The sequence below is a fragment of the Shewanella cutis genome (assembly GCF_022410515.1).
GTDB lineage: Bacteria > Pseudomonadota > Gammaproteobacteria > Enterobacterales > Shewanellaceae > Shewanella > Shewanella cutis.
The window spans coordinates 65685-89156 of sequence record NZ_JACSDI010000015.1; the positions used below are offsets into that span (position 1 = coordinate 65685).

At 47.0% G+C, this 23472-nt stretch carries 20 protein-coding genes; 16 read left to right on the forward strand and 4 right to left on the reverse strand.

Going from position 1 to position 23472, the window contains the following annotated elements; all coding sequences use genetic code 11:
• The first annotated feature begins 91 nt into the window (after positions 1 to 91).
• Positions 92 to 751 (forward strand): 7-cyano-7-deazaguanine/7-aminomethyl-7-deazaguanine transporter, encoded by a 660-nt coding sequence (locus tag H9J30_RS16570; protein WP_240132012.1) that lies wholly within the window; start codon positions 92 to 94, stop codon positions 749 to 751.
• 98 nt (positions 752 to 849) lie between these two features.
• Positions 850 to 1317, forward strand: coding sequence for a GNAT family N-acetyltransferase (locus tag H9J30_RS16575; RefSeq protein ID WP_240132013.1), 468 nt, complete (start codon positions 850 to 852; stop codon positions 1315 to 1317).
• 261 nt (positions 1318 to 1578) lie between these two features.
• Here the strand turns inward: H9J30_RS16575 and H9J30_RS16580 are convergent, their stop codons facing one another.
• On the reverse strand, positions 1579 to 3708 hold the full coding sequence (locus tag H9J30_RS16580) for a sensor histidine kinase (RefSeq protein ID WP_240132014.1): 2130 nt from the start codon (positions 3706 to 3708) through the stop codon (positions 1579 to 1581).
• Positions 3709 to 5091, reverse strand: a complete 1383-nt coding sequence (locus tag H9J30_RS16585; RefSeq protein ID WP_240132015.1) for a sigma-54-dependent transcriptional regulator — start codon at positions 5089 to 5091, stop codon at positions 3709 to 3711.
• Between the two features lie 283 nt (positions 5092 to 5374).
• Between H9J30_RS16585 and H9J30_RS16590 the strand changes: the two genes are divergently transcribed.
• The 12 genes from H9J30_RS16590 to hemN all read left to right on the forward strand — a co-directional run bounded on the left by H9J30_RS16590 (position 5375) and on the right by hemN (position 16721).
• A complete protein-coding gene (locus H9J30_RS16590) occupies positions 5375 to 6199 on the forward strand; it encodes an ABC transporter substrate-binding protein (RefSeq protein ID WP_240132016.1) in 825 nt (274 codons plus the stop codon).
• Positions 6196 to 6903 carry an ABC transporter permease gene (locus H9J30_RS16595; protein ID WP_240132017.1) on the forward strand — a complete coding sequence of 236 codons (708 nt, stop codon included), beginning with the start codon at positions 6196 to 6198 and terminating at the stop codon, positions 6901 to 6903. The genes H9J30_RS16590 and H9J30_RS16595 overlap by 4 nt, the downstream gene beginning before the upstream one ends.
• A 3-nt stretch (positions 6904 to 6906) precedes the next feature.
• Positions 6907 to 7614: an ABC transporter ATP-binding protein gene (locus H9J30_RS16600; RefSeq protein ID WP_240132018.1), complete on the forward strand. Its 708-nt coding sequence runs from the start codon at positions 6907 to 6909 to the stop codon at positions 7612 to 7614.
• Complete coding sequence (gene mobA / locus H9J30_RS16605) at positions 7598 to 8191, forward strand: molybdenum cofactor guanylyltransferase MobA (protein ID WP_240132019.1); 594 nt, start codon at positions 7598 to 7600, stop codon at positions 8189 to 8191. The genes H9J30_RS16600 and mobA overlap by 17 nt, the downstream gene beginning before the upstream one ends.
• Positions 8192 to 8221: 30 nt before the next feature.
• A complete protein-coding gene (locus H9J30_RS16610) occupies positions 8222 to 10021 on the forward strand; it encodes a bifunctional molybdopterin-guanine dinucleotide biosynthesis adaptor protein MobB/molybdopterin molybdotransferase MoeA (RefSeq protein ID WP_240132020.1) in 1800 nt (599 codons plus the stop codon).
• Between the two features lie 16 nt (positions 10022 to 10037).
• Positions 10038 to 11021 carry a GTP 3',8-cyclase MoaA gene (gene moaA / locus H9J30_RS16615; RefSeq protein WP_240132021.1) on the forward strand — a complete coding sequence of 328 codons (984 nt, stop codon included), beginning with the start codon at positions 10038 to 10040 and terminating at the stop codon, positions 11019 to 11021.
• An 81-nt stretch (positions 11022 to 11102) separates the two neighbouring features.
• A complete protein-coding gene (locus H9J30_RS16620; protein WP_240132022.1) occupies positions 11103 to 11558 on the forward strand; it encodes a hypothetical protein in 456 nt (151 codons plus the stop codon).
• A 24-nt stretch (positions 11559 to 11582) separates the two neighbouring features.
• Positions 11583 to 12398: a bifunctional DNA-formamidopyrimidine glycosylase/DNA-(apurinic or apyrimidinic site) lyase gene (gene mutM / locus H9J30_RS16625; RefSeq protein WP_240132023.1), complete on the forward strand. Its 816-nt coding sequence runs from the start codon at positions 11583 to 11585 to the stop codon at positions 12396 to 12398.
• 880 nt (positions 12399 to 13278) lie between these two features.
• A complete protein-coding gene (locus H9J30_RS16630) occupies positions 13279 to 13917 on the forward strand; it encodes a class I SAM-dependent methyltransferase (RefSeq protein ID WP_240132032.1) in 639 nt (212 codons plus the stop codon).
• A gap of 82 nt (positions 13918 to 13999) precedes the next feature.
• Positions 14000 to 14551: a Der GTPase-activating protein YihI gene (gene yihI, locus H9J30_RS16635; protein ID WP_240132024.1), complete on the forward strand. Its 552-nt coding sequence runs from the start codon at positions 14000 to 14002 to the stop codon at positions 14549 to 14551.
• Positions 14552 to 14619: 68 nt separating this feature from the next.
• Positions 14620 to 15087 carry a DUF2489 domain-containing protein gene (locus tag H9J30_RS16640; RefSeq protein WP_240132025.1) on the forward strand — a complete coding sequence of 156 codons (468 nt, stop codon included), beginning with the start codon at positions 14620 to 14622 and terminating at the stop codon, positions 15085 to 15087.
• A 257-nt stretch (positions 15088 to 15344) separates the two neighbouring features.
• On the forward strand, positions 15345 to 16721 hold the full coding sequence (gene hemN / locus H9J30_RS16645; protein WP_275679651.1) for an oxygen-independent coproporphyrinogen III oxidase: 1377 nt from the start codon (positions 15345 to 15347) through the stop codon (positions 16719 to 16721).
• 70 nt (positions 16722 to 16791) lie between these two features.
• On the opposite strand, the gene add is transcribed toward hemN, so the two are convergent.
• On the reverse strand, positions 16792 to 17787 hold the full coding sequence (add, locus tag H9J30_RS16650) for an adenosine deaminase (RefSeq protein WP_220056894.1): 996 nt from the start codon (positions 17785 to 17787) through the stop codon (positions 16792 to 16794).
• A gap of 211 nt (positions 17788 to 17998) precedes the next feature.
• Here add and H9J30_RS16655 point away from each other — a divergent pair, with 211 nt between their 5' ends.
• Both H9J30_RS16655 and H9J30_RS16660 read left to right on the forward strand, forming a co-directional pair.
• Positions 17999 to 19804, forward strand: a complete 1806-nt coding sequence (locus H9J30_RS16655) for a DUF885 domain-containing protein (RefSeq protein ID WP_240132026.1) — start codon at positions 17999 to 18001, stop codon at positions 19802 to 19804.
• A 101-nt stretch (positions 19805 to 19905) separates the two neighbouring features.
• Positions 19906 to 20904 carry an alpha/beta fold hydrolase gene (locus H9J30_RS16660; RefSeq protein ID WP_240132027.1) on the forward strand — a complete coding sequence of 333 codons (999 nt, stop codon included), beginning with the start codon at positions 19906 to 19908 and terminating at the stop codon, positions 20902 to 20904.
• Here the strand turns inward: H9J30_RS16660 and H9J30_RS16665 are convergent.
• On the reverse strand, positions 20861 to 23311 hold the full coding sequence (locus tag H9J30_RS16665; protein WP_240132028.1) for an EAL domain-containing protein: 2451 nt from the start codon (positions 23309 to 23311) through the stop codon (positions 20861 to 20863). The two genes, H9J30_RS16660 and H9J30_RS16665, sit on opposite strands and share 44 nt — an antisense overlap.
• Between the last annotated feature and the right edge of the window lie 161 nt (positions 23312 to 23472).

Genomic DNA, 23472 nt, shown 5'->3' on the forward strand with positions numbered 1-23472 from the left:
CCCGATTTCAGCAGGCTGGTATCGGATAAAATAACAATAGACAACTTAGCGGGTTCCCTCACCCCGCCCTACACAACTAAAAAGGCCACATATGTTAATGTTAACCCCAGCGCAGCTTCGTCGCGCCCTCCTGCTATTAGTAGGATTTCATATACTGATTATTTGCGTAAGCAACTACTTGGTACAACTACCGTTTCAATTGTTTGGTTATCACACCACCTGGGGCGCGTTTAGTTTTCCCTTTGTCTACCTCGCAACCGATCTGACGGTGCGTATTTTTGGGCAAACACCAGCACGTAGCATCATTCTCAAGGCCATGGTACCTGCACTGATGATTTCCTATGTCATGGGGGTGGTATTCCATCAAGGTAGCTTCCAAGGAATAGATTCATTAAGCCAATGGAACATCTTTGTATTTCGCATCGCCTTTGCCAGCTTTGCGGCTTACTTGATTGGTCAATTGATGGATATCACCGTCTTCGCCCGTCTTCGCCAAAGCCGTTCCTGGTGGGTCGCTCCAGCGGCATCAACCATCGTTGGTAACTTAGTCGACACCTTAGTATTTTTCAGTGTCGCTTTTTATGCCTCAACAGACAGCTTTATGGCCACCAACTGGCCTGAAATTGCGGCCGTAGATTACAGCTTTAAACTACTCGTTAGTCTAGGTCTATTCTTACCCGCGTACGGCGTTCTGCTCAAAGTCTTACAAGACAAGATATTGCAAACCAGCCCACAAAAATCATTTTCCTGATTAACCCAACTGGCCAGACCTGTTATAATTTGAGCAGTTTTGTGTTCAGCCCCACAGCATTGATGCGCAATTGGGGCTGTTTTTTGTGAGAGAAAATTATGTATTCAATTGAAATCAAAGCAATGACAGCTCTGACTCCCGAGTTGACCACACAACTCCTCGAACTGAGTAAGCAAATTCCTGAACTAGACCGTCCATTGAGCAGCGATAGCTTAACGGCGCGACTCTCAGGCAAGACTTGCTTGATTCTCTTAGCCTATGTGGAAGGCGAACTGGCAGGCTTCAAGCTGGGTTATGAACAGGAAAAGGGCGTTTTTTATAGTTGGTTAGGTGGTGTCGCAAGCGACTTTAGACGTTTAGGACTGGCGCAAAGCCTACTGGAATACCAAGAGAAATGGGCGAGCAACCAAGGCTATAACCACATTCAGGTGAAGACCATGAATCGATTCCCCGCGATGCTCAATCTATTGATTAGAAACCAATATTTAATTACCGAGCTTAAAGCCGATCCCCTGAGTCAGATCGATCATAAACTGCATTTAAGCAAATCTATTACGGCCGCATAAAAGCGCCATCAATAAAAAAGTGCATTATTTGCAAGAAATAGCTTGCAAACCTAATTGAGAATAATTATCGTTAACTTGCGTTCCAAAACTCATCTTTAACTCTGATGACTGGTAATCTGACGTTGTTAAAGTGCTCCTGAGTTTGCAAGCACGACATTGCTCACACACTCTTTTGTGGCCGGATTCATCATCCGGCTTTTTTTTGCTTGTTATTCAGCGAATTGGCGCATTAGGCTAACCATATCTAGGTTTGCGCCACATTTAACTTTCAGGGTGATTTCCCGAAAAATGTAAGCCGTCGTAGGGATTGTTTTGATGGTCTTCCTTCGCCTCATGGTACAAACCAATCGTAAAGATTGAGCCTTTACCCAATACTGAACTCACTTCAATGGTGCCACCAATACGCTTGATAATGCCATAACTGAGTGATAATCCAAGGCCAGTACCATCTTTACGAGTGGTATAGAAGGGATCAAAAATCCGCCCTAATTGCTCAGGTGCAATACCAGACCCTTCGTCTTCAACTTCGATTTTGACGCCAATCGGCATATCCTGCTGCACCCAATCATAGGTACGAACCCAAATCCGTCCATTGCCATCCATCGCATGAGCAGCGTTGACCACAAGGTTAATTAACACTTGCAATAGTTGCGGGCGATTGACCTGCACAGGACAACTGGCATTCAATTCAGTTATCAGCACAACTTCTTGCTTTTGAATTGAATGCCGCACTAATACCAGCATTTCTTCAATAATTGGCGTAATAGGATGCATCTCTAACGGAGCGTTAAACTCTCCCGGACGGCTATATTGCAGTAGGCTACGGATAATAGTGCTTATACGACCAACCTGCTGAATAACAATGTCAATTTCTTCCTTTACCACCTCAGCATTATCGCCAAGCTCGTAACGTAGCAGCTCCATATTGCCGAGGATGACCGCCGTGGGGTTATTGATCTCATGGGCAATACCTGCGGTTAACTCACCAAGGGCCGTCAATTTTTCATTGGTAACTAACTGCTGGCGAGTCTCATTGAGTAAGGCGACGTTGCGCTGCAACTCTAAGGTCTTATCTTGCAGGCTACGAGTTCGCTCTTCGACCTTCATTTCAAGCTGTTCGGCGGCTGCTTGAATTTGTGCATTACGCCGCTGCAATAAATCCAGCATGCGGTCGAACTGCTCGGCAAGATTGGACAGCTCGTTATCCCTATCTAACCCCAAGGCACCAATACGCACATTGCGCCCAGACTGTACGGCTTGCACCACATGATGAATGCGCTCAATCGGCTGCAATAAACTATAGGCGCCGCGGTAAACCAGCAATCCTGAAATGAGCAGCACTAACATCAGAATAGTGCCTAACTCGATAATATTAAGCAGATAGTTATGAATAAAAGGCGACTCTGAGAAGCCGGTATAGATCATCCCGACTCGCTGCCCACGAATATCTTCTAACGGCGCATAGGCAGAAATAAACCAATCGTTATACACAAACGCCCTGTCAACCCATAACTCCCCATGATTTAATACTTTTTCACGCACTTCTTCCGAGACTAAACTCCCCAGCGCACGCCCTTGCGGTTGATTTGCCTGTGGGAAAAAGTGCAATGGAACGTTGGTCGATACCCGAATGTTATCAAGGAAAATCGTCACAGTACCAATTGAACGTTCGGGCAAGGTGCCCTTGTCATAAACGAGGTCACGGATATGGTCGACGATACGAGTATCTCGATTAAACAACACGCCACCATCGAGATACCATGCTACTTTGCCCTCAGAATCAGGGATTGGCAGCAAGCTACGACTGAGTAACCCCCGCTCTTCAACTTGTTTATCCGGACTTTGCGCCCGCAATGTTTCTAGCAACGGAATACTTGCCCTTTGCGCTAAATCTGGGTCAATCCGAGCTAAGCGCTCACGGGATAGCACCATCAGTCCAGAATAGGGCAACATTCCGCCGATTTTCGGTAAAATCTGTCGTAAATCAGGATCTGCAGCCGCTTCAGCCACACTCACCAACCGCAAAAAATCCAAGTCGAGCTGCTTTTTTTGCTCATTTAGAAAGGCATCGATGCTCACCCTGTGGGTAAATGCGCCACTGAGGATGGGTCTAAAATCATTCTGGAATGTCCATGAAGTCATTACCCTTTCGAGCTGTTTTTCCTGCCGTACTTGCACCTGTTGCAAGGTGTTCTCAGCCACAGCCAAATCAGCTTTTACCTTCATAAACAGCTGCTTACCTGTGTAACTGATATTCCAGTAAATCGTGATAAACACTAAACTCACTAAGGTGAGCAAAATCGGCAATAAGGTCAGGATCAGAATGCGATAACGCACTTTAGCCTGCATTTGCTGCCAACTAACCCCAAAAAAGTGAGTAAAAAAAGACACTTAAAACTCCTGCTCGTCGCTAACGCCAAACCATTCTTTATACTTGCGATCTAAGGTCTTACGGGAAACCCCTAAGTCCCGAGCTGCTGCGGATTTATTACCAGAATGCAAATCCACTACGCTAGTCACATGATGTTTTTCCACTTCTTTTAATGGCCAATCCAAAGGATACCCCTGCAAAGCCGATGATTCAGTTTTCACCTGCTGTTTCCAGTATTCCGCCGGTGGTTTACCGAGCAGAATACAACGCTCAATCATATTGCGCAGTTCACGAATATTACCCGGCCACTCATGTTGTTGCAGTTTCACCATATCCTCATGGCTCCACACCACTTCGCGCACACCTAACTCTGCAGCCAATTGGCGGGTAAAATGGTGGGTCAATTCGACCACATCTTCCGGACGATCACGCAGCGGTGGAATTAAAATATCAAGCACATTCAGACGATAATAGAGATCGCGCCGGAAGTTACCCGCCTCAACTTCATCCACCAATGTACGGTTAGTTGCCGCGATCACTCGGACATCAATATTGACTTCCTTTTCACTGCCCACTGGGCGAATCGCCTTCTGCTCCAACACCCTGAGCAGCGCGGTTTGCATTTTGAGTGGCATCTCACCGATTTCATCGAGGAAAATCGTACCGCCGGAGGCAAAACTAAATAAGCCTTCGCGATTACCCTTGGCGCCAGTAAAGGCACCAGCTGTATGACCAAAGAGTTCACTTTCAAGCAATTCAGGCGCTATCGAGCCACAGTTAACTGGGACAAAAGGCCCTTGGCGACCGCTGAGTAAATGCAATTGCCGCGCAACTAACTCTTTACCCGTGCCCGATTCCCCTTGGATTAACACAACCGCATTAGTAGGTGCGACACGTTCAATCACTTGCTTAACCGACTTCATCGCGTCGCTGCTACCAATAATGGTGGAGGAATAGCCAATAGACACTTCACGGCGCAGCATTAAATTTTCACGGCGAAGCAAGCGGCGCTCAATACAGCGGTCAACCGCAGACATCATCTGCTCAAGGTGAAACGGCTTCATAATAAAGTCAGACGCGCCAGCGCGCAGTGCTTTAATCGCGACTTCTAAATCCGCATAGCCGGTCATAAAAATTACATCGGAACGTCGACCTTGTTCGTCTAACGCTTCGCTCCACTCAATACCCGAGCGACCGGGTAAACGAATATCGACAATCAACAAGTCGAAGTGACAGCGACTACGTAGCTGCTCAGCATCTTCAATACTGCCAGCTGTTTCAACTAAGGCGAATTTTTTCGAGAGCGCCTTATTTAAAAAACTGCGCATCCCTGGTTCATCATCAACGATCAGGACCGACACAGCGGAAGGAAGGGGCTTGAGGTTATTATCTATCTGGCTCATAGTGCTCACTTCTGGACATTTTGACTCAATTGCGACCAATTCTAGCATTGAAACTAGACAAATAGGTCACTATGAACCACAAGAAGCATGCGTTGAGACAATTTGTCTGCAAACTATTTGCTGAGCATGAGATCGAGCTCACAATTTAGATCATGCTGTGAAGGTAAAAGCCTGAATATCAGTTTGGCATCCTATTTGCTTCAATCGAACGCATTACAATTTATGGAACTTCCAACTCAGTAGGCAATTGAGTTGGAAACCTATTTTTCGCCAAGGAGAATCCATGCTTAACGTGAAATCCCACATGAAGTCTTTACTGGGCTTGGTTGTTGCAGCCAGCATGCTCACAGTGTTACCCGCTCAATCGGCAGAAGTCATTAAGTTAGCCACCACCACCAGCACCGAAAACTCAGGCCTGTTACAAGAATTACTGCCTAAGTTTGAAAGTGAATCCGGCTACAAAGTACAAGTTATCGCAACGGGTACAGGTAAAGCATTGAAACTAGGCGAGCAAGGCGATGTGGATTTAGTGATGACCCATGCCCCAAGTGCTGAAGCAAAGTTTGTTGCCGATGGTTTTGGTGTTGAGCCACGTGGCATTATGGAAAACGATTTCGTGGTTTTGGGTCCTAAAAACGACCCTGCAAAACTACGTGAAAGCAAAACAGCTGAAGAAGCCTTCGCAAAAATCGCTAAATCTGGCTTACCTTTCCTTTCTCGTGGTGACAACTCTGGTACCCACATCAAAGAGTTAGAAGTATGGAAAGCAGCAGGCGTAACTCCAGACTTCAAAGGTTACACTTCAGTAGGTCAAGGCATGGGTAAAACCCTGCTGATGGCAAACGAGTTACAAGGTTACACTCTGTCTGACCGTGGTACTTTCGTGGCGTACAAAACCAAGTTGGACTTAGGTGTCGATTTTGATGGCGGCAAAACCCTAGCAAACCCATACCAAGTGATTCTGATCAACCCAGCTAAATACCCAGATCTGAACCACAAAGGCGCTAAAGCCTTCAGTGACTGGCTGATCAGCAAAGAAGGTCAAGCCATGATCAACAACTTCAAAGTTGAAGGCGAGCAACTGTTCAAGGCAACCTATAGCCAATGAGCGAAGGCTGGCTAGCACTGTTACAGCAGGCGTTAAGCCTGCTGTTTTCATTGGACCCCGACGTTTGGTCCATCATTTCTGTCTCGTTTTCGGTTTCGTTTGCGGCGCTTCTTATCACCTTAGTCCCCTCGATGGTGCTCGGTTTTGTGTTGGCGTTTGCCCATTTTCCCGGCAAGTGGTTTGTGACTAACTTAGTGCAGACACTGCAATCAATCCCCACGGTTGTTATCGGCCTGCTGGTATATCTCATTTTGACCCGTAACGGCCCACTTGGTGATTTAAAGTGGTTGTTTACTCAAGAAGGGATGATCCTCGGCCAAATGCTGATTTGTGCCCCCGTGATGATCGCCATGAGCCAAGCAGCATTTACCAGTGTCGATCGAAGGGCATGGGAAACCTCGCGCACCTTGGGCGCCTCATGGGCTGGCTCGGTTTGGGCTGTTTGTCGCGAACTACGTATGCCATTATTACTGGCGATTGTGGCTGCGTTTAGCAGGATCCTGACGGAAGTTGGTTGTTCTATGATGGTTGGCGGTAATATTTTAAATGTGACCCGTAATATCCCGACGGCTATCGCACTGGAGACCAGTAAAGGCGATTTCGCCCAAGCGATTGCACTTGGATTAGTGCTGCTAATCTTGGCCTTGATCCTCAACTTTGCCTTAGGTAGTTTACGCGGCAAAGAAACGCCAAGGAGCCATTAAGCAATGACCCAAGCCAAACTGATTGCCCGCGACTTGGAAATGTCCTTTGGCTCTCGCTTGTTATTCAAAGCCAACAACCTTGAGTTATGCCAAGGGAATGTGATTTATTTACAAGGTGACAACGGCACGGGTAAGTCGACCCTGATGAAAATCCTCGCAGGTTTACAGCCGCCATCTCAGGGTAAGATTGAGATTAGCGGCTTTAAAAAAGACCCTTGGTGGAAACGCAACCCTTTGCTGGGAAAGGCAGTTTATCTCCACCAGCATCCGTATTTATTTGATGGTACTGTCAGCTACAATTTGACTTATGGCCTGCGTTTTGCGGCCTCAAAAACTGAAGCTAAGCGCAGAATAAATCAAGCAATTGAGATGGCTCAACTTGGCTCCTTGTTACAGTCCAGAGCCAGCAATCTTTCTGGCGGAGAAAGACAACGCCTCGCCATCGCCCGCGCTTGGATATTACAACCTAAACTCCTGATGCTCGATGAGCCGACATCCAATATGGACAAAGACTCCCAAGCTTTGGTATTACAGATGATCCAGCAGCTAAAACAGCAAGGGGCAGGAATGCTGCTAAGCAGTCATCAAAACTGTGCGCTCACAGCCATTTGCGAGCAACAGTGGCACATTGAAAACCAACAAGTGATAACCTCCTGTCAGCAAACGCCCACCACATCCACACAGGGAGCTTTATATGTCGTTGCAAATTGATGCGGTTATTCTTGCTGGAGGTATGGCACGCCGTATGGGCGGGGATGACAAAGGCCTCGTCGAGCTAAACGGCAAGGCCATGATTGAACACACTATCGAACGGATAAAACCTCAGGTTAAGGAGATCCTGATCAACGCAAATCGTAACCAAACACGCTATGCTGAGTTCGGTTTTACGGTGTTGAGCGATGAGCATACTGGGTTTCTCGGTCCTCTAGCGGGCATGATCACCGCTATGGGTCACACCCAAGCAGACTATTTGCTAGTCGTCCCCTGCGATTGTCCGCTGTTGCCTAGGGATTTAGTCACCCGCTTATTGGCCGCGATTGAGGCAAACGATGCCGAGCTTGCCGTAGCCAGCGATGGTGAGCATGAGCAACCCGTAGTAATGTTATTAACACCTAGCTTGCGCGACTCGATGATTGCCTTCCTCGAAGCAGGTGAGCGTAAAATTGACTTTTGGTATGCCAAACATCACTGCGTCGTTGAGTCTTTCGCTGATCAGCCCAACGCCTTTGTGAATGTGAACACGCCAGAACAAAAGCAACGACTGGCAGCAGAGATAAACCAAAGCTAAGGCTAAAAATTACCTAGATTAGAGGTGCAAATGAGTACTCCCTTCGTCAATCCGCTTTCTATTCCCGTTCTCGGATTTTGTGCCTATAGCGGCACGGGGAAAACCACTCTACTCAAACAATTGATCCCCGAATTAAATCAGCGCGGCCTGCGTCTGGCGGTGATCAAACATGCTCACCATAACTTTGATGTCGATATTCCCGGTAAAGACAGCTACGAGATGCGCAAAGCTGGCGCACGGCAAATGTTGGTCGCCTCCCATGTGCGTTGGGCGCTGATGACCGAAGATGCCCGCGATGGCGACCCAGAACTTGTCCACCTGCTAAAGCAAATTGAAGCCGACAAGGTTGATATTGTCTTAGTCGAAGGCTTTAAAAAACTCACATTGCCAAAAATCGAGCTACACCGCGCCGCCCATGGTAAGCCGTTTATCTATACCCACGACGACAATATTCTCGCCATCGCCTGCTGTGATGACACCGAACTACCGAGCGAGCTCAGAAGACTCGATCTCAACAATGTTGGCCAAATTGCTGACTTTGTTATGGAATATGCCAATAGCTGGCAAGCCCCTAACCCCGCATTACCGATCGCGACTGTCGATGTCAGCACCTTGGGCAGCGATAAAAACCTGAGCGTGAGCCAAGGGTTAGCGCAGATTTTATCCCATGTCACGCCCGTCACTGAGGTGGAAGACATAGGCTTAGACGACTTAGATAACCGCGTGCTTGCCCGCGACAGCATTTCACCCGTGGATGTGCCGCAGCAAACTAATTCCGCGATGGATGGCTACGCCTTTGCCTATCAAGAACCCATGCCTGAGAGTTTCAGCTTAGTCGGTGAAGTCCTCGCCGGACATCAATATTCGGGCACACTCAAAGCGGGTGAAACCGTGCGCATTATGACCGGCGCGCCCGTACCAGCAGGTGCCGACACAGTACAACCTCGAGAATTGGCTAACGAGGCCAATGCCAAGGTCAGTTTCGATGGCCGCATTCAACAGGGCCAACACGTTCGCCTTGCGGGTGAAGACATAGGCCAAGGCCAAGTCGCACTCACACAGGCCACACGCCTAAGCGCCGCCGAACAGGGCTTATTAGCCTCCCTTGGCCTTGACCGTGTGACGGTTTATCGCCGTCCAACGGTAGCTGTGTTCTCAACCGGGGATGAAGTCAGCCAACCTGGAGAAGCACTAAATCCAAACTGTATTTATGACTCAAACCGTTACACCATCAAAGCGATGGCAAAACATTTAGGTTGTAATGTCATCGATTTAGGTATTATCGAAGATTCCGAAAGCGCACTCGAAGCCACCTTAACCAAGGCCGCGGCGCAGGCCGATGTGGTGATCAGCTCAGGCGGGGTTTCCGTTGGTGATGCCGACTATATCAAGACTGTGCTGGCACGCCTTGGCAATATCGACTTCTGGCGGATCAATATGCGCCCCGGTCGCCCACTCGCCTTTGGTAAGGTCGGCGATAGCTTGTTCTTTGGCTTGCCCGGCAATCCGGTGGCGGTCATGGTGTCGTTCCTGCAATTTGTGCAACCTGCGCTGCGTAAACTCGCTGGTGAAACTCACTGGCAGGCGCCATTATTCCCAGCCATTACCGATGAAACCCTGCGTAGCCGCACGGGCCGCACAGAGTTTATCCGCGGCATTTATCGCCTCGGTAATGATGGCCGGTTGCACGTGACCAGCACTGGCAACCAAGGTTCAGGCATGCTCAGCTCAATGGTCAAAGGCAATTGCCTTATCATCATTGGAGATGATGCAGAAGCAGTCAATGCGGGTGAAACTGTGTTTATTCAACCTTTTGCCGATCTTTTATAAGATCCAGTGAGTTCCCATGAGCCAACTCGTTGATGCCTTTGGCCGTCAGGTAGAATATTTACGGCTCTCGGTAACGGATCGCTGCGATTTCCGTTGTGTCTACTGCATGACGGAAGATCCCTGCTTCTTGCCCAAGGACCATGTACTCCAACTCGAAGAGTTGGCTTGGATCGCCCAAGCCTTTACTGAACTTGGGGTGACCAAAATTCGCCTCACCGGTGGCGAGCCGCTGGTACGTAGCGATTGCGATCAACTGGTGCACTTACTTGGCAAGCTCCCAGGGCTCAAAGATTTATCGATGACCACCAACGGCTCTAGACTCAGTAAGTTTGCCAAACCGATGTTTGATGCGGGTCTTAAGCGTTTAAACATCAGCCTAGATACCCTTAACCCCGAACTCTTTACCCAACTGACACGCAACGGCAAATTAGCACGCGTTATCGAAGGCATTGATGCAGCTATTGCCGCGGGCTTTACGCGCATTAAAATCAATGCCGTGATACTTAAGCAGCAAAACGATCATGAAGTCATCGATCTGGTTAACTTTTGCCGTGACCGCCACCTCGATATTGCCTTTATTGAAGAAATGCCGCTGGGCGAAATGGATGAACGCAAACGCGCGCGCCATTGCAGCAGCGATGAAGTAAAGGCCATGATTAGCGAGCATTACCCGCTGGAGCTCTCCAACAAACGTACTGGCGGCCCCGCGCGCTATTACACAATGGCAGATAGCCCAATTCACATCGGCTTTATCTCACCCCATAGCCACAATTTTTGCCATGAGTGCAATCGGGTGCGCGTTACCGTGGAAGGCCAACTGCTACTCTGCCTTGGTAATGAACACTCTGTTGATTTAAAGAGCATTATAAGAGAGTTCCCCGGCGATATTGAACAGCTAAAAACCGCCATTCTTCAAGGCATTAAGCGCAAACCTAAGCAGCATGTTTTCGATAATAACGAAGTACAAATTCTGCGTTTTATGAACGCCACCGGCGGTTAACCTCCTCACCTCAGGGCTAGCATCTCTATTTTGCCGTGATACACTCATGGCATCTATCCTATTTTTTGTGTCCCTTTTCCTATGGCGCTCACTCGTAAACAGTGGAATAGCATCATTATTCTTGCATGCGTGTTTATCATTGCCGTGCTCACGTTTATGGATAAGAAAACCCATAATGTGCCGAGTGATGCCCAGCTGTTATTTGATGATAATGCCCCGCTGGCTCAGTTGCAGCTGGATGGTATTTGGCTACACAAACAAACTTCAAGCTGGGAATGCGATCCACAAGTACTCAACTGTGAGCAATGGGCAAAGGCTTGGCAAGGCTTAAGGGTCTCGCCCTTGAGTGACACGCCACAACCCACTGGTAAACCTCAGGAACTGGTGATCCAAATTACCGATATTCGCCAATCACAGCGCTGGATTTATTTCCCCGATGAAGGCGTGCTTAAATCTCCCGCGAGCAACTGGTACTTAGTGCCACCGAGCCTAAGGACGGATTTACAGCCAATCCTCGATGCGAAGCCTGCACGTTAATCTATTGAATAAAAGAAGCCAATCATGCCGGAATTACCAGAAGTCGAAGTTACCCGTCAGGGGATAACCCCTTACTTAGTCGATCAAACCGTGGTTGACCTCGTTGTGCGTAACGCCTCACTGCGTTGGCCCGTTCCTGAGCTTGCCAAACAGATCATTGGCCAAACCATACGCCAAGTGCGCCGCCGTGCTAAGTATCTGCTCATCGATACCGATGCCGGCACCAGCATAGTGCACTTGGGGATGTCGGGCAGCCTAAGGATCCTGCCCCATGACACGCCAGTGGAGAAACATGACCATATCGATCTCGTTCTAGCCAATGGCCGCATTCTGCGCTTTAACGATCCAAGACGCTTCGGCGCTTGGTTATGGTGCCAATTACCAGATGAAGCCCATCCGCTGCTGGAAAAACTCGGGCCAGAACCTCTGACCGATGCCTTTAACGTTAATCAGTTAGCCGCCGCGCTGGCGGGCAAGAAAAAGGCCATCAAACTCTGCCTGATGGATAACCATATTGTGGTGGGCGTTGGGAATATTTACGCCAATGAAGCACTGTTTGCCGCAGGAATACACCCCGAGGCCGAGGCAGGCAAGATAGATATTGAACGCTTGACGGTACTGGTTGCTGAGGTCAAACAAATCCTCGCGCATGCTATCAAGCAGGGCGGCACTACGCTTAAGGACTTCACCAATGCCGAGGGTAAACCCGGCTATTTCGCCCAAAAGCTGCATGTTTACGGCCGCGGCGGCGAAACCTGTACACTGTGTGGCAATTTACTTAGCGAAACCCGTTTAGGCCAACGTACCACCGTATTTTGTAGTATCTGCCAACCCCGCTAAAAGAACCTGCAACTGCATAGTGCCACTCGTTTAAGTGAATGGTGGCATTATGCATAAACATGCATAAACATGCATAAACATGCATAAACATGCATACAATTATTTTTGTTTACGTTAACGTAAACTGGCAAATATTCATGCTTGACATAGATCACAGATTTGGGTTTAATAACCCCGTACCGAGATAAACCCATCTGTTTGTACAAAATAATTAATAATAACTTGCAGATTTCGGTATAATTAACATTAAAGATATAAGAATAAAGACTCTCAATAACAACAATATAACTAAGACCACTCTCTAATAATAACAAGAGTAGTGATTTCACCTTGAAATCCCGGTCAGTACATTTTTGTAAGGAATGGCCGATAACGCCAGTTTGCAATAAGCAAAATGCCTTACACTCAGGGTAACTTGCCCCATCAGGACACAGCTTACATGATGTAAACTGTTGCAAAGGAAGCGAATAGCTTTGGATGCACTGGCTGGAAGCTTGTTATCACTGGAAGGTACTTAAAGTAACAAGGATGGTTAACTTTACGTCATAGATGACGCTGCTATAAAAGATGTGTCTTGAGACCATCTACGGAAACTGTGGTCAGGATGGCGACAGAAACTAATTAAGTGTCTGGATGACCGCTAACAAAAATAATGCAGGGAAAGCAGTAAAAAAAAGAAGGATACCGACCGGGAAAGTCGCATAGCAAGTAAGGATACTTGGAATCAGAATAGGGTGCAAAATGCACCGTTTGTAAGGCGGCAGTTTAACTGCCGCCTTTTTCTTTGTGATTTTTGTTCAACAAACACTCACTTCTAGAAAGTGCGCTCCGCCAATATAATTGTTACAATCAAAGCCTTAATATTTTCTTAGTTGATTCGATGCGCAGATGCCCTCTTTGTCATAGCACGCAAACACACTTGCTCCTACAGGACAAAAAACGGTGTTTTTATATTTGCCAGACATGTTGGCTAACCTTTGCTGATGCCAACAGTCATCTTCCACCAGCTGCAGAAAAACAGCGTTATGGGCGCTCACGCATCGCGTCAAAACAGCGCCAATTATCGCAATTCATTTTACCGCTACTATCTCAAATACAATTGCAGCAAAAAGGCAGTCTGACTGGATTAAACTTTGGACGAGTTCTCGACCAAAACAGCATGGCAACGATTGAATCTGCAGGGCACACACTTAAGCAATACGACCCCTTCTTCGCACCTGATCACGAAACACTAAAGCAAGAGTATGATTTTATTTGCTGCTACCGAGTGTTTGAGCATTTTCAGTACCCCATAAAAGAATGGAGCTTACTGACCCGCTTACTTAAACCTGGCGGATGGTTAGCAATTAGTACTCCTTTATTAATTGATTTAGAAGGCTTTACTAAGTGGCACTATAAGAACAACCTCACCCATGTAAGTTTTTACCAACGACAAACTTTTGAATACCTAGCGAGCAATAGTGATTTTGAACTATTATTTGCCGCTAAGGACCTCGTTTTGATGCAAAAAACATCATAATCTGGTATAACAGCCGACCGAATTTAGCACTTAGTCGATCCAGTATCGGCTAGGACATACGTTGTAAATAATTGAGAAAATCATGTCTCGTAGCAAGAAAACACGCAAGGGCGGCGAGAATAGCCCCAAACAACAGCCAAGAGTGAAAAAGCAGGATCGTGCTGAAGTCACAGGCAAGCGCGCAGAAAAGGGCAATAAATCCGGCAGCCGCCATAATGAGGCACTGATCCAAGCTCAAGCACCGCAAAAAACGGCGGCGCAGAAGAAAGACCCACGTCATGGCAGCAAAAAGCCTGTGGCACTGGTCTTACCGACAGCAACAGAAAAGCCAGCCACTCCGAAGGTTAAGCAACCCAAGTTAACCGACGAGCAAAAACTGCTGAAGCTGGAAGAAGATCCAAAACTGAATCAATTGCTTGATATGTTAGAAGAAGGTCGCAATTTAAGCGATGCCGATCAAAAATGGTTGGATCAACAGCTCAACAAGATTGAAGCCCTGATGATAAAACTGGGTATTAGCGACGAGCTAGAAGACGAAGCGCCAGCTAAATCTAAAGCCGACTCAGATGACGACCTGTTCGACCTCTTTGAATCAGGTGCCGAATTGCTAAAAGATTATCAAGATAAGTTTTAAATCTTAGAATTTGCATAAAAACAAAGCGATTAAGCTTTGTTTTTATGTTTTCTGAACAAGGAGTTTTCGTGTCTACCACTCTTATCGTTCTTGGTTTTATCATCATTGTTGCCCTCAGTAGCTACGCCACTTTTTTACTCCTCAAACTCAAGCAACAAAAACAACGTCAACAAGCGCTTTTAGCCGAACGCGAAGCTGTTGCTAATACTAAACGCGCCAAAGTACTCGAAGATATCCGCTATATTGCGACAGCTATGATTGAAGACCGCTGCGAAATCTCCGAAGGTGTGGTTAGGATTGGCCGTTTATTTGAGATTTTATCCTTAAGCGAAAGGGTTGCTCCTGAGTTTCCTGCTTTCTTCCAACATTTTGAGTTAATTAAAGATCATCCGATTATGGAAGCACGACAAGCCCTGCCAAAACAGGAGCGTATGAAGCTCGATTTTGCACGAATGAAATCCGAAGCCGAACTGGCTGATGGTATCAACGAGGATGCCAAGAAGTTATCTACTTATCAGCTAAAAGCACTACACTAAAAGTGCTTACACAGCCTCGAAACCAAGCTTACATCGGTATCGAGGCTATCAATCTAAATCCTTTCTGTGCTTTGAGTGCAACTTCCCGTGAGCCTGTGCACAAAACCTCCAAAAAACGACAGACACACGCTGTTTTTTCATGGATATTGCGTAACTTCTAAAATGACAGACATCATTTTTACAACCTAGATCAAGGTTATTTGCCTAAGAACCTTGCATACTTCGTTTGTTGCTAATTTACCCTCGGAGGACACGCCTTGAAGCAGCCCACTCAGATAAGCTGGGATCAGTCGATGATCGAAAAATATAACTACAGCGGTCCCCGTTATACTTCTTATCCAACGGCGCTAGAGTTTGATGATTCATTCACTGAACAAAACCTGTTAACTGCGATTGAAAACAGCAAGAGTGACAAACTGTCGCTGTATATTCACATCCCCTTCTGCGCCAAACTTTGCTATTACTGTGGCTGTAATAAAGTTATCACTCGCCACGCCCATAAGGCCGACCAATACATTGAGTATTTAAGCCACGAAATTATTAAGCGTGCACCGCTGTTTAAACACTACTCGGTCACCCAAATGCACTGGGGCGGCGGCACACCAACCTTCTTAAATCCTGAGCAAATTCTCAAGCTTACCGCATTAATTAAGGCTAACTTTAACTTTGCTGATGAAGGTGAGTTCTCAATCGAAGTTGACCCGCGTGAAATTGAACTTTCCATGCTCGACACCCTAAAAGAAGCCGGTTTTAACCGTATTTCAATTGGTGTTCAAGACTTCAACAAAGAAGTACAAATCGCGGTTAACCGTGAGCAGGACGAGCAATTCATTTTCGATTTGATGGCTAAAGCCAAGGCCATGGGATTCGTCTCTACCAATATCGATTTAATCTACGGCTTACCACACCAGACTCCTGAGACATTCGCCGCCACCATGCAGCGCGTGTTAGATCTGTCGCCCGATCGTCTATCTGTATTCAACTATGCTCACTTACCCGCGCGTTTTGCCGCGCAGCGTAAAATTAAAGATGAGCATTTACCTTCGCCAAAACAAAAGCTTGAGATGTTGCATCAAACTATCGAGACCTTAACTGGCGCGGGTTATCAATACATTGGTATGGACCACTTCGCGAAGCCTGACGATGAGCTGGCTAAGTTACAACGCGAAGGCAAACTGCACCGCAACTTCCAGGGTTATACCACCCAAGAAGAATGCGACTTGCTTGGTCTTGGCGTGTCTTCAATCAGTCAAATTGGCGATTGTTATGCGCAAAACCAGAAGGACATTCGCCCTTACTACGAAGCCATCGATAAAGATGGCCATGCGCTGTGGAAAGGTTGTAGCCTCAACCGTGACGACGAAATCCGCCGCGTAGTGATCAAACAATTGATCTGCCACTTCGATTTAGATATGGCGAAAATGGACGAAAAACTGGGTATTAAGTTTGAGGAATACTTCGCCGAAGACTTAAAACTACTGCAAACCTTTATCGACGATAAGTTAGTTGAAGTAGCCGACAGAAAGATCACCATCAGCCCCACAGGCCGCCTGTTGATCCGCAATATCTGTATGTGCTTCGACCTTTACTACCGTCAAAAGGCGCGTCAACAGCAGTTCTCCCGTGTGATCTAACACTGACGCATCTCCAATAAAAAAATCCGACTCGAATGTCGGATTTTTTATTGGGAATAGAGCCGCTTACTTAAGCTTTAGCCGCATACAGCGCCTTGCGCTCACTCTCGGATAAAAACGCCATTTCCACCCCGTTGCGTTGCACCTGAGCCAACTCAGCATCGCTTAATCCCAGTTCAGACTTAGCAATGTGGTATTCATGCTTAATATCAATCGCACTTACACCCGGGTCATCGGTGTTCAGGCTTATCAACACCCCCGCATCCATAAAGGTTCTAAAGGGATGTTCAGCATAGGAGGATACTGTCGAAGTATGTAGGTTGCTGGTTGGGCAAGATTCGATACCAATACGGTGTTTAGCCAGATATTCCATCAGCTTAGGATCGTGAATCGCATTCACCCCATGGCCAATACGTGTCGCCCCCAGCTCCTGAATCGCTTGCCACATACTTTGTGAACCTGCAGCTTCTCCCGCATGGGCAGTGATAGCTAATCCCGCGTCTCGCACTCGCTTAAAGTGCTCGTTAAACAACTCCCCAGGGAAACCAAGCTCATCGCCGGCTAAGTCCATCGCCACCAGATGTTGTTTATGGGCGAGTAAACCTTCAAGCTCCTGAGTGCAAGCGGCTTGGCCGAAGGAGCGCGACATAATCCCGATAAGATTGATTTTAACTTGGTAATCTTTCAGGCCCGCTTTCACCCCATCGATAACCGCTTCAACCACACCTTCAATCGGTAGTTTATGGTTCATCGCCATGTAATATGGGCTAAAACGCAGCTCCGCATAATCAAGGCCAGATAACGCCGCATCAGCCACGTTTTCATAGGCGACACGTTTTACCGCATCTAAATCAGCCAGAACCGCCACCATCCAGTCAAGCTTCTTCAAGAAGGCAACTAAGCTGGTTTCTTTCCCCTGAATTTGTACAAATGGCGCGAGAGTCTCTAAAGAATCGGCAGGTAAAGCAATGCCGTGTTGGTGTCCGAGTTCCCAAATAGTGTTCACTCGCACGTTACCATCTAAGTGACGATGCAAATCCACCAGTGGAATGGATGTATTGATCATAATTAACCCCTATGTGAACTACCCAGCCAATGCTTTTGTTATTTGGTCTAGGGCGGACCCTAAGTTTAACACGCATTCTTTGGTGGCACTTAGCTAAGGGCGGGATTTAAATTCACATTCAGTCACAATTCTGCTTAATATGCGTACAAGAATCTGGGGTAAACCTCAGGCATAATGACTTCAATAACAACGATAATATCAGAGATAAATCATGCATAAACTCTTTACCCCTAGCTTACTTATTTGTGCCCTGAGCGCCTGTAGTACGGCTCAGCCCCCTGCAGAATCCGCCAGCCAAACAGCGGTGGCAATAACGCAATCCTCAGTCAAGACGATGGCCCCCGCACTGCAAGCGATAGTGGATCAAAGCTGGCAACTCCAACTCAGTGCCAGCCCAGAAATGGCCTATGGAATGGGCGATAAAAGTGCAGCAGGTAAATTGCAAGATCTGTCACCCGAGGCTTTGGTCAAACTCAATCAAGGTCAGATAGCGATTTTGGGCCAATTGAAAGCACTGGATCGCAGCAAGCTGAGTAAAGAAGATAAAATCAACGCCGAAATCCTTGAGGATCAGATCCAGAACGATGTAGACCTTTATAAATACAAGGATTACTACCTGCCAATCACCGCAGAAAGTGGCTTCCACGCCTATATATCTTCCATTGCACAAGGACGCTTCAACACCCTAGAGGATTACCAAAACTACCTAGGTAAGCTTAAGGCACTACCGACCTATTTTGCCCAGCAAACCCATTGGTTAAAACAAGGCTTAAAGGAAGGCATTACCCCACCTAAAGCCACGCTCAAGGGATTTGAAAATAGCATTAGCGCTTATATCTTACCGGTAGAGAAAAGTAGTTATTTCAAGCCTTTTACTCAGTACCCCAGCCACTTTACCGAAGCGCAAAAAGCTCAGCTCACCCAAGAAGGCCGAGCATCGGTCGAACAGAATGTACTCCCGACCTATCAGGCTTTTTATGATTTTATGACCCAGGAGTATATGCCCAACACTCGGGAAAATATTGCTGCTAACAGTTTACCCGATGGTGATGCCTTCTATGAAAACCGCGTTCGCTACTACACGACCTTAAATATGACCTCGGCCGAAGTGCACGAGCTCGGTTTAAAAGAAGTGAAGCGTATCCGCCAGGAAATGGAGCAAGTCATTAAGTCTGTTGGCTTTAAAGGCAGCTTTGCCGACTTTTTGCATTTCTTACGAACCGATCCCCAGTTTTACACCACCAGTGCGGATCAACTCCTGAAAGAAGCTGCGTTTATTGCCAAAAAGGCCGATGCCATGTTGCCTAAATATTTTGGGAAATTGCCGCGAAAACCCTATGGTATCGCACCAGTGCCGGCCGAAATCGCCCCTAAATACACCTCAGGCCGTTATTCAGGCTCTAATCGTGACGACGAGCCGGGTTACTACTGGGTCAATACCTACGCCTTAGATAAGCGCCCGCTCTATGAACTCGAAGCACTCACGCTGCACGAAGCCGTACCTGGGCATCATCTGCAGATCTCACTCAATTCTGAACTAAGCTCACTGCCAGATTTTCGTCGCTACAGCTACATTTCGGCCTTTGGTGAAGGTTGGGGATTGTATAGCGAGTACTTAGGCTTAGAAGCGGGATTTTATCAAGATCCTTACAGCAATTTTGGTCGCCTAACCTATGAGATGTGGCGCGCAGCCCGTCTGGTTGTCGATACTGGCATGCATGCTCAGGGGTGGAGTCGTGAGCAAGCCATTGAGTTTATGGCGAGCAACACGGCGTTATCGCTCCACAATGTGACCACTGAAATTGACCGCTACATTACTTGGCCAGGGCAAGCGCTCTCCTACAAGATTGGTGAGCTCACCATCAAACGCCTACGCGCGAAAGCCGAACAAGCCTTAGGCGATAAATTTGATATTCGCGCCTTCCACGACGCCGTATTAGAAAATGGCTCTGTGCCTATGTCGGTACTGGAGCAGCAGATAAACGACTTTATCGAAGCACAAAAAGCCGCGATTTAATGTCATCCTAGGGAGCCAGTATTTTCAGGCTCCCTTTCCTGCCCGGGCCCGTTCTCTGGTACACTCTAACAAACCTTTTTGCCAGAGATGTGCGACAGAGTATGAGCCAAACGCCCCAAAACTTTCCTATGGAAGAGTTTTCAACGGAACACGATTTAAATACTTCTGAACAGCAAGCCTTTTGGCAAACCGTTGTCCAAGACACACTCAACACGCATGATGGATTAACCTTGGCCTATATGATGGTTAAGCATCCTAAAGCCCATGCCAGCATTGTCATCAGTAGCGGCCGTGTCGAGTCCTACTTAAAGTATCAAGAATTGGTATTTGACTTATATCAGCAAGGTTATTCGGTGTTTGCCATAGATCACCGCGGTCAAGGATTATCGAGCCGCATGACGGCAAATCCCCATCAAGGCCATGTGCGTCGGTTCAACGACTATATCGACGACTTTGCCCTGTTTATGCAAAGCATTGTACTCAAACATGCCACTTCGCCACTGTTCTTGCTCGGGCATTCCATGGGCGGCGCCATCGGTACCTTGTATCTCAAACAACATCCCGATGTCTTTACCGCTGCCGCATTTTCAGCACCTATGTATGGCATCAAGTTACCCATGCGTAAAGGGTTTGTTCGTTGGTTAGCCAGTAAACTCGATACCAGTCTCAACGGTGGAGAGCCTAATTATGTGCTAAGTGGCCAAAACTATAAAGCTGCCCCCTTTAAGGGAAATGATCTCACCCATTGCCAGAGTCGTTACCAAGCCTACCGAGAATTGTATGAGGCGGCGCCAAAGTTGCAGCTAGGTTCACCGACTAACCGCTGGCTTACTGAATCCTTAGATGCAGCCGATGCTTGTGTCTTGGCAACAACGCATATACGTACACCCATTCTGATCCTACAAGCAGGTGAGGATAAAATTGTCGACAATGCCGCGCAAAATCTCGCGGTGAGTTCTAATTGCCAACTAAAAGTGATTGCAGGTGCAGCCCATGAAATTTTTATGGAGAAAGATAGCTATCGCAATCAAGCACTAAATTACGCACTCGACTTTTTTAAACGCTACGCAACAAGGGACGTGGACACACAAGCTGTTTAAAGTCATTAACACTTAAGGCGCGAGCGATATTGTAACCTTGGAAATGGGTACAACCTAAGTGGCTAAATAGCTGCTGTTGCTGTGGTGATTCGACGCCTTTGGCCACGATAGACAAGTTAAAGGCTTGTAGCGACTGAATCAACGCTTGGCTCCAGCTCGTATCGTTCGTTAAATTGGCGGCACAATGTAAATCGAGCTTCACCTCACTTAAGGGATAGTGACGCAAGCAACTCAAGGCGCCCAGTCCAGCACCAAAGTTATCTAAGGTTATTGCCACCCTAGCTTCAGCTAATCTATTTATCCTCGGCTGAACAAAGGCTTCAGCCGCTAGTAATGCACTCTCACTGAGCTCAATACCCAATTGTTGTTCACCGAGCTGATGGGCATTCACTAAACCCACCAATTGTTCGACAAAGTCGGCTTGGCAGAAAGACAGTGTACTGATGTTCAAGGTTAAACGCGGTAGGTGAATGCCCTGTTGTTTAAGCTGTTTAACTAACAGGCAAACTCGTTCGGCAACATTTAAATCGAGCGATGCAATCAAACCATGACGCTCGGCTAAATCAATAAATTTAGCGACTGGGACAATTTCCCCATCCGCTAAATGCCAGCGGGATAAAACCTCGGCCGACACTATCTTGCCTTGCATATCCACCACAGGCTGGAACATTAACGACAACTGATTTTCGGCTATTGCACGTTCTAATCTGCTCAATAAAGACGATTCAGAATCCTGCGAGCGTTCTAAATCTGGGTGATAGAAAGCACAACCTGCGTGGTCACTAGACTGAGCATGCTGCATCGCGAGCTCAGCACGCCGCACGGCGAGTTCTGGCGCAAGCGAATCCACAGAATCTAATAAGCAAATCCCGATATTCGCATTTAAACGAAAATCATGTTCACCATAATGGAAGGGACGAGTGGCGATTTGTTTAAGCTCTGTTGCCAACGCCAAGGCTCGACGTCCGGCCATATTCGCATCAGCAGCCAACTCCTTAGCTAACAAGGCGAATCGGCCCAATTCGATATGGGCAATCACAATATTTTCAGCAAAATAACTCGAGAGTCTTGCACTTAATTGTGACAACAATCGCTCAAGCTCATGGGATGTAAGAGTATCATTCGCCCCAAGAGTTTCGACATTGAGTAATAACAAAGCTCCCCAATGTCCCGCACTAGCTCGCTGATTAAGGTATTGGGATAACTGCGCCATAAAGGTTTCAGGGAGCATCTTCGGCCCTGCCACTGATTGCTTCACTAATTCGGCAATCGCAGCATGGTTTCTCTCGCTCTCAGAGACATCGACATGAATGCCAATCATTCGAGTCGGCCGACCAAGTTGGTCCCAATCGACTAACATGCCACGGTCAAATACCCAAACATAATGCCCATCTCTATGTTGTAAGCGATGGACACTCTCAAATTCTTTTGTCTTGCCACTGACATAGTCGTGCAGGCAATTCAATACGGTCTGCTTATCGTCGGGATGTAAACGTGTTTCCCATGTTTGGAATGCACCTTCAAGCTCATCGGGCTGATAGCCAATCATTTCCTTCCAGCGATCGGAAAGGAACACTTCGTCAGTACGCAAATCCCAATCCCAAATACCGTTACGCGAACCTTCAACCGCAAACAACCAACGCTGTTCATTATCATTGAGCTGCTTAACAGCACGCCCTAAATGTTCATGAACCTGTTGCAGTGTCGTTTGTAAAGACAAGACTTCGGATGCACTCCAAGGCACTTGAGTCAAAAACTCGGGAGTGCCCACCTGCTTCGCCGATTCACTTAACATCTTGAAAGGACGAATCAAGAGGTAATATAGAACAAAAGTAAAACCGATTAATAGCAAAGCCCCGAGGCCCCATACGCGCATAAATCGTTGTTGTAATTCGGTTGAAGCTTTAGCTACTAGCGGTGCAAGATCAGACTCAAAATAGATAAGCTCTGTCGCTTCAGGATATTGAGCATCAACGGGATAATAGGCTTGAATTGATAATCGGTCTGGATTAATTGAAATACTCGCCTGCCCAGATTGCACAACGGCATGATGACGAACCACATCGTAACCATCAATCACTTCAATGGCATTGCTATCACGCCAAACTGTATGATTCGCAAATCGAATGCGGCTATTTGCATCCAGCAAGATATAAACCATGACATTCATATCTAATGTCGCAAGTGAGACCTCCTGCTCAATGCGTTCTATATCCTGTAATGCTTGTGCTGATTGCACGACGGCCCGCATACGTAAAAGCTGCTGCGTTATTTGATCCACTTGACGTTCAGCCAACTCCTTGCGAACCTGTTTACTCTCATAAAAATACTCAGCCGCAACCAACACTAAATAAAGTGCCAGCATGCAGACTGGTATCAATACTGCGAGCGAGAGTTTACGAAGCATGGGTAGCCAAATGTCTTTAATAAAATGATGGACGCCCAATATGCTAACGGGAAACCCGTTACTAAGCAAAAAGACTTAATACCAATTCCATTAACTAATTGGTCAGAATTGCCCATTGCCTGGTACACAATTCTATCTCTCTTGCTTTCTTCTCAATGAAG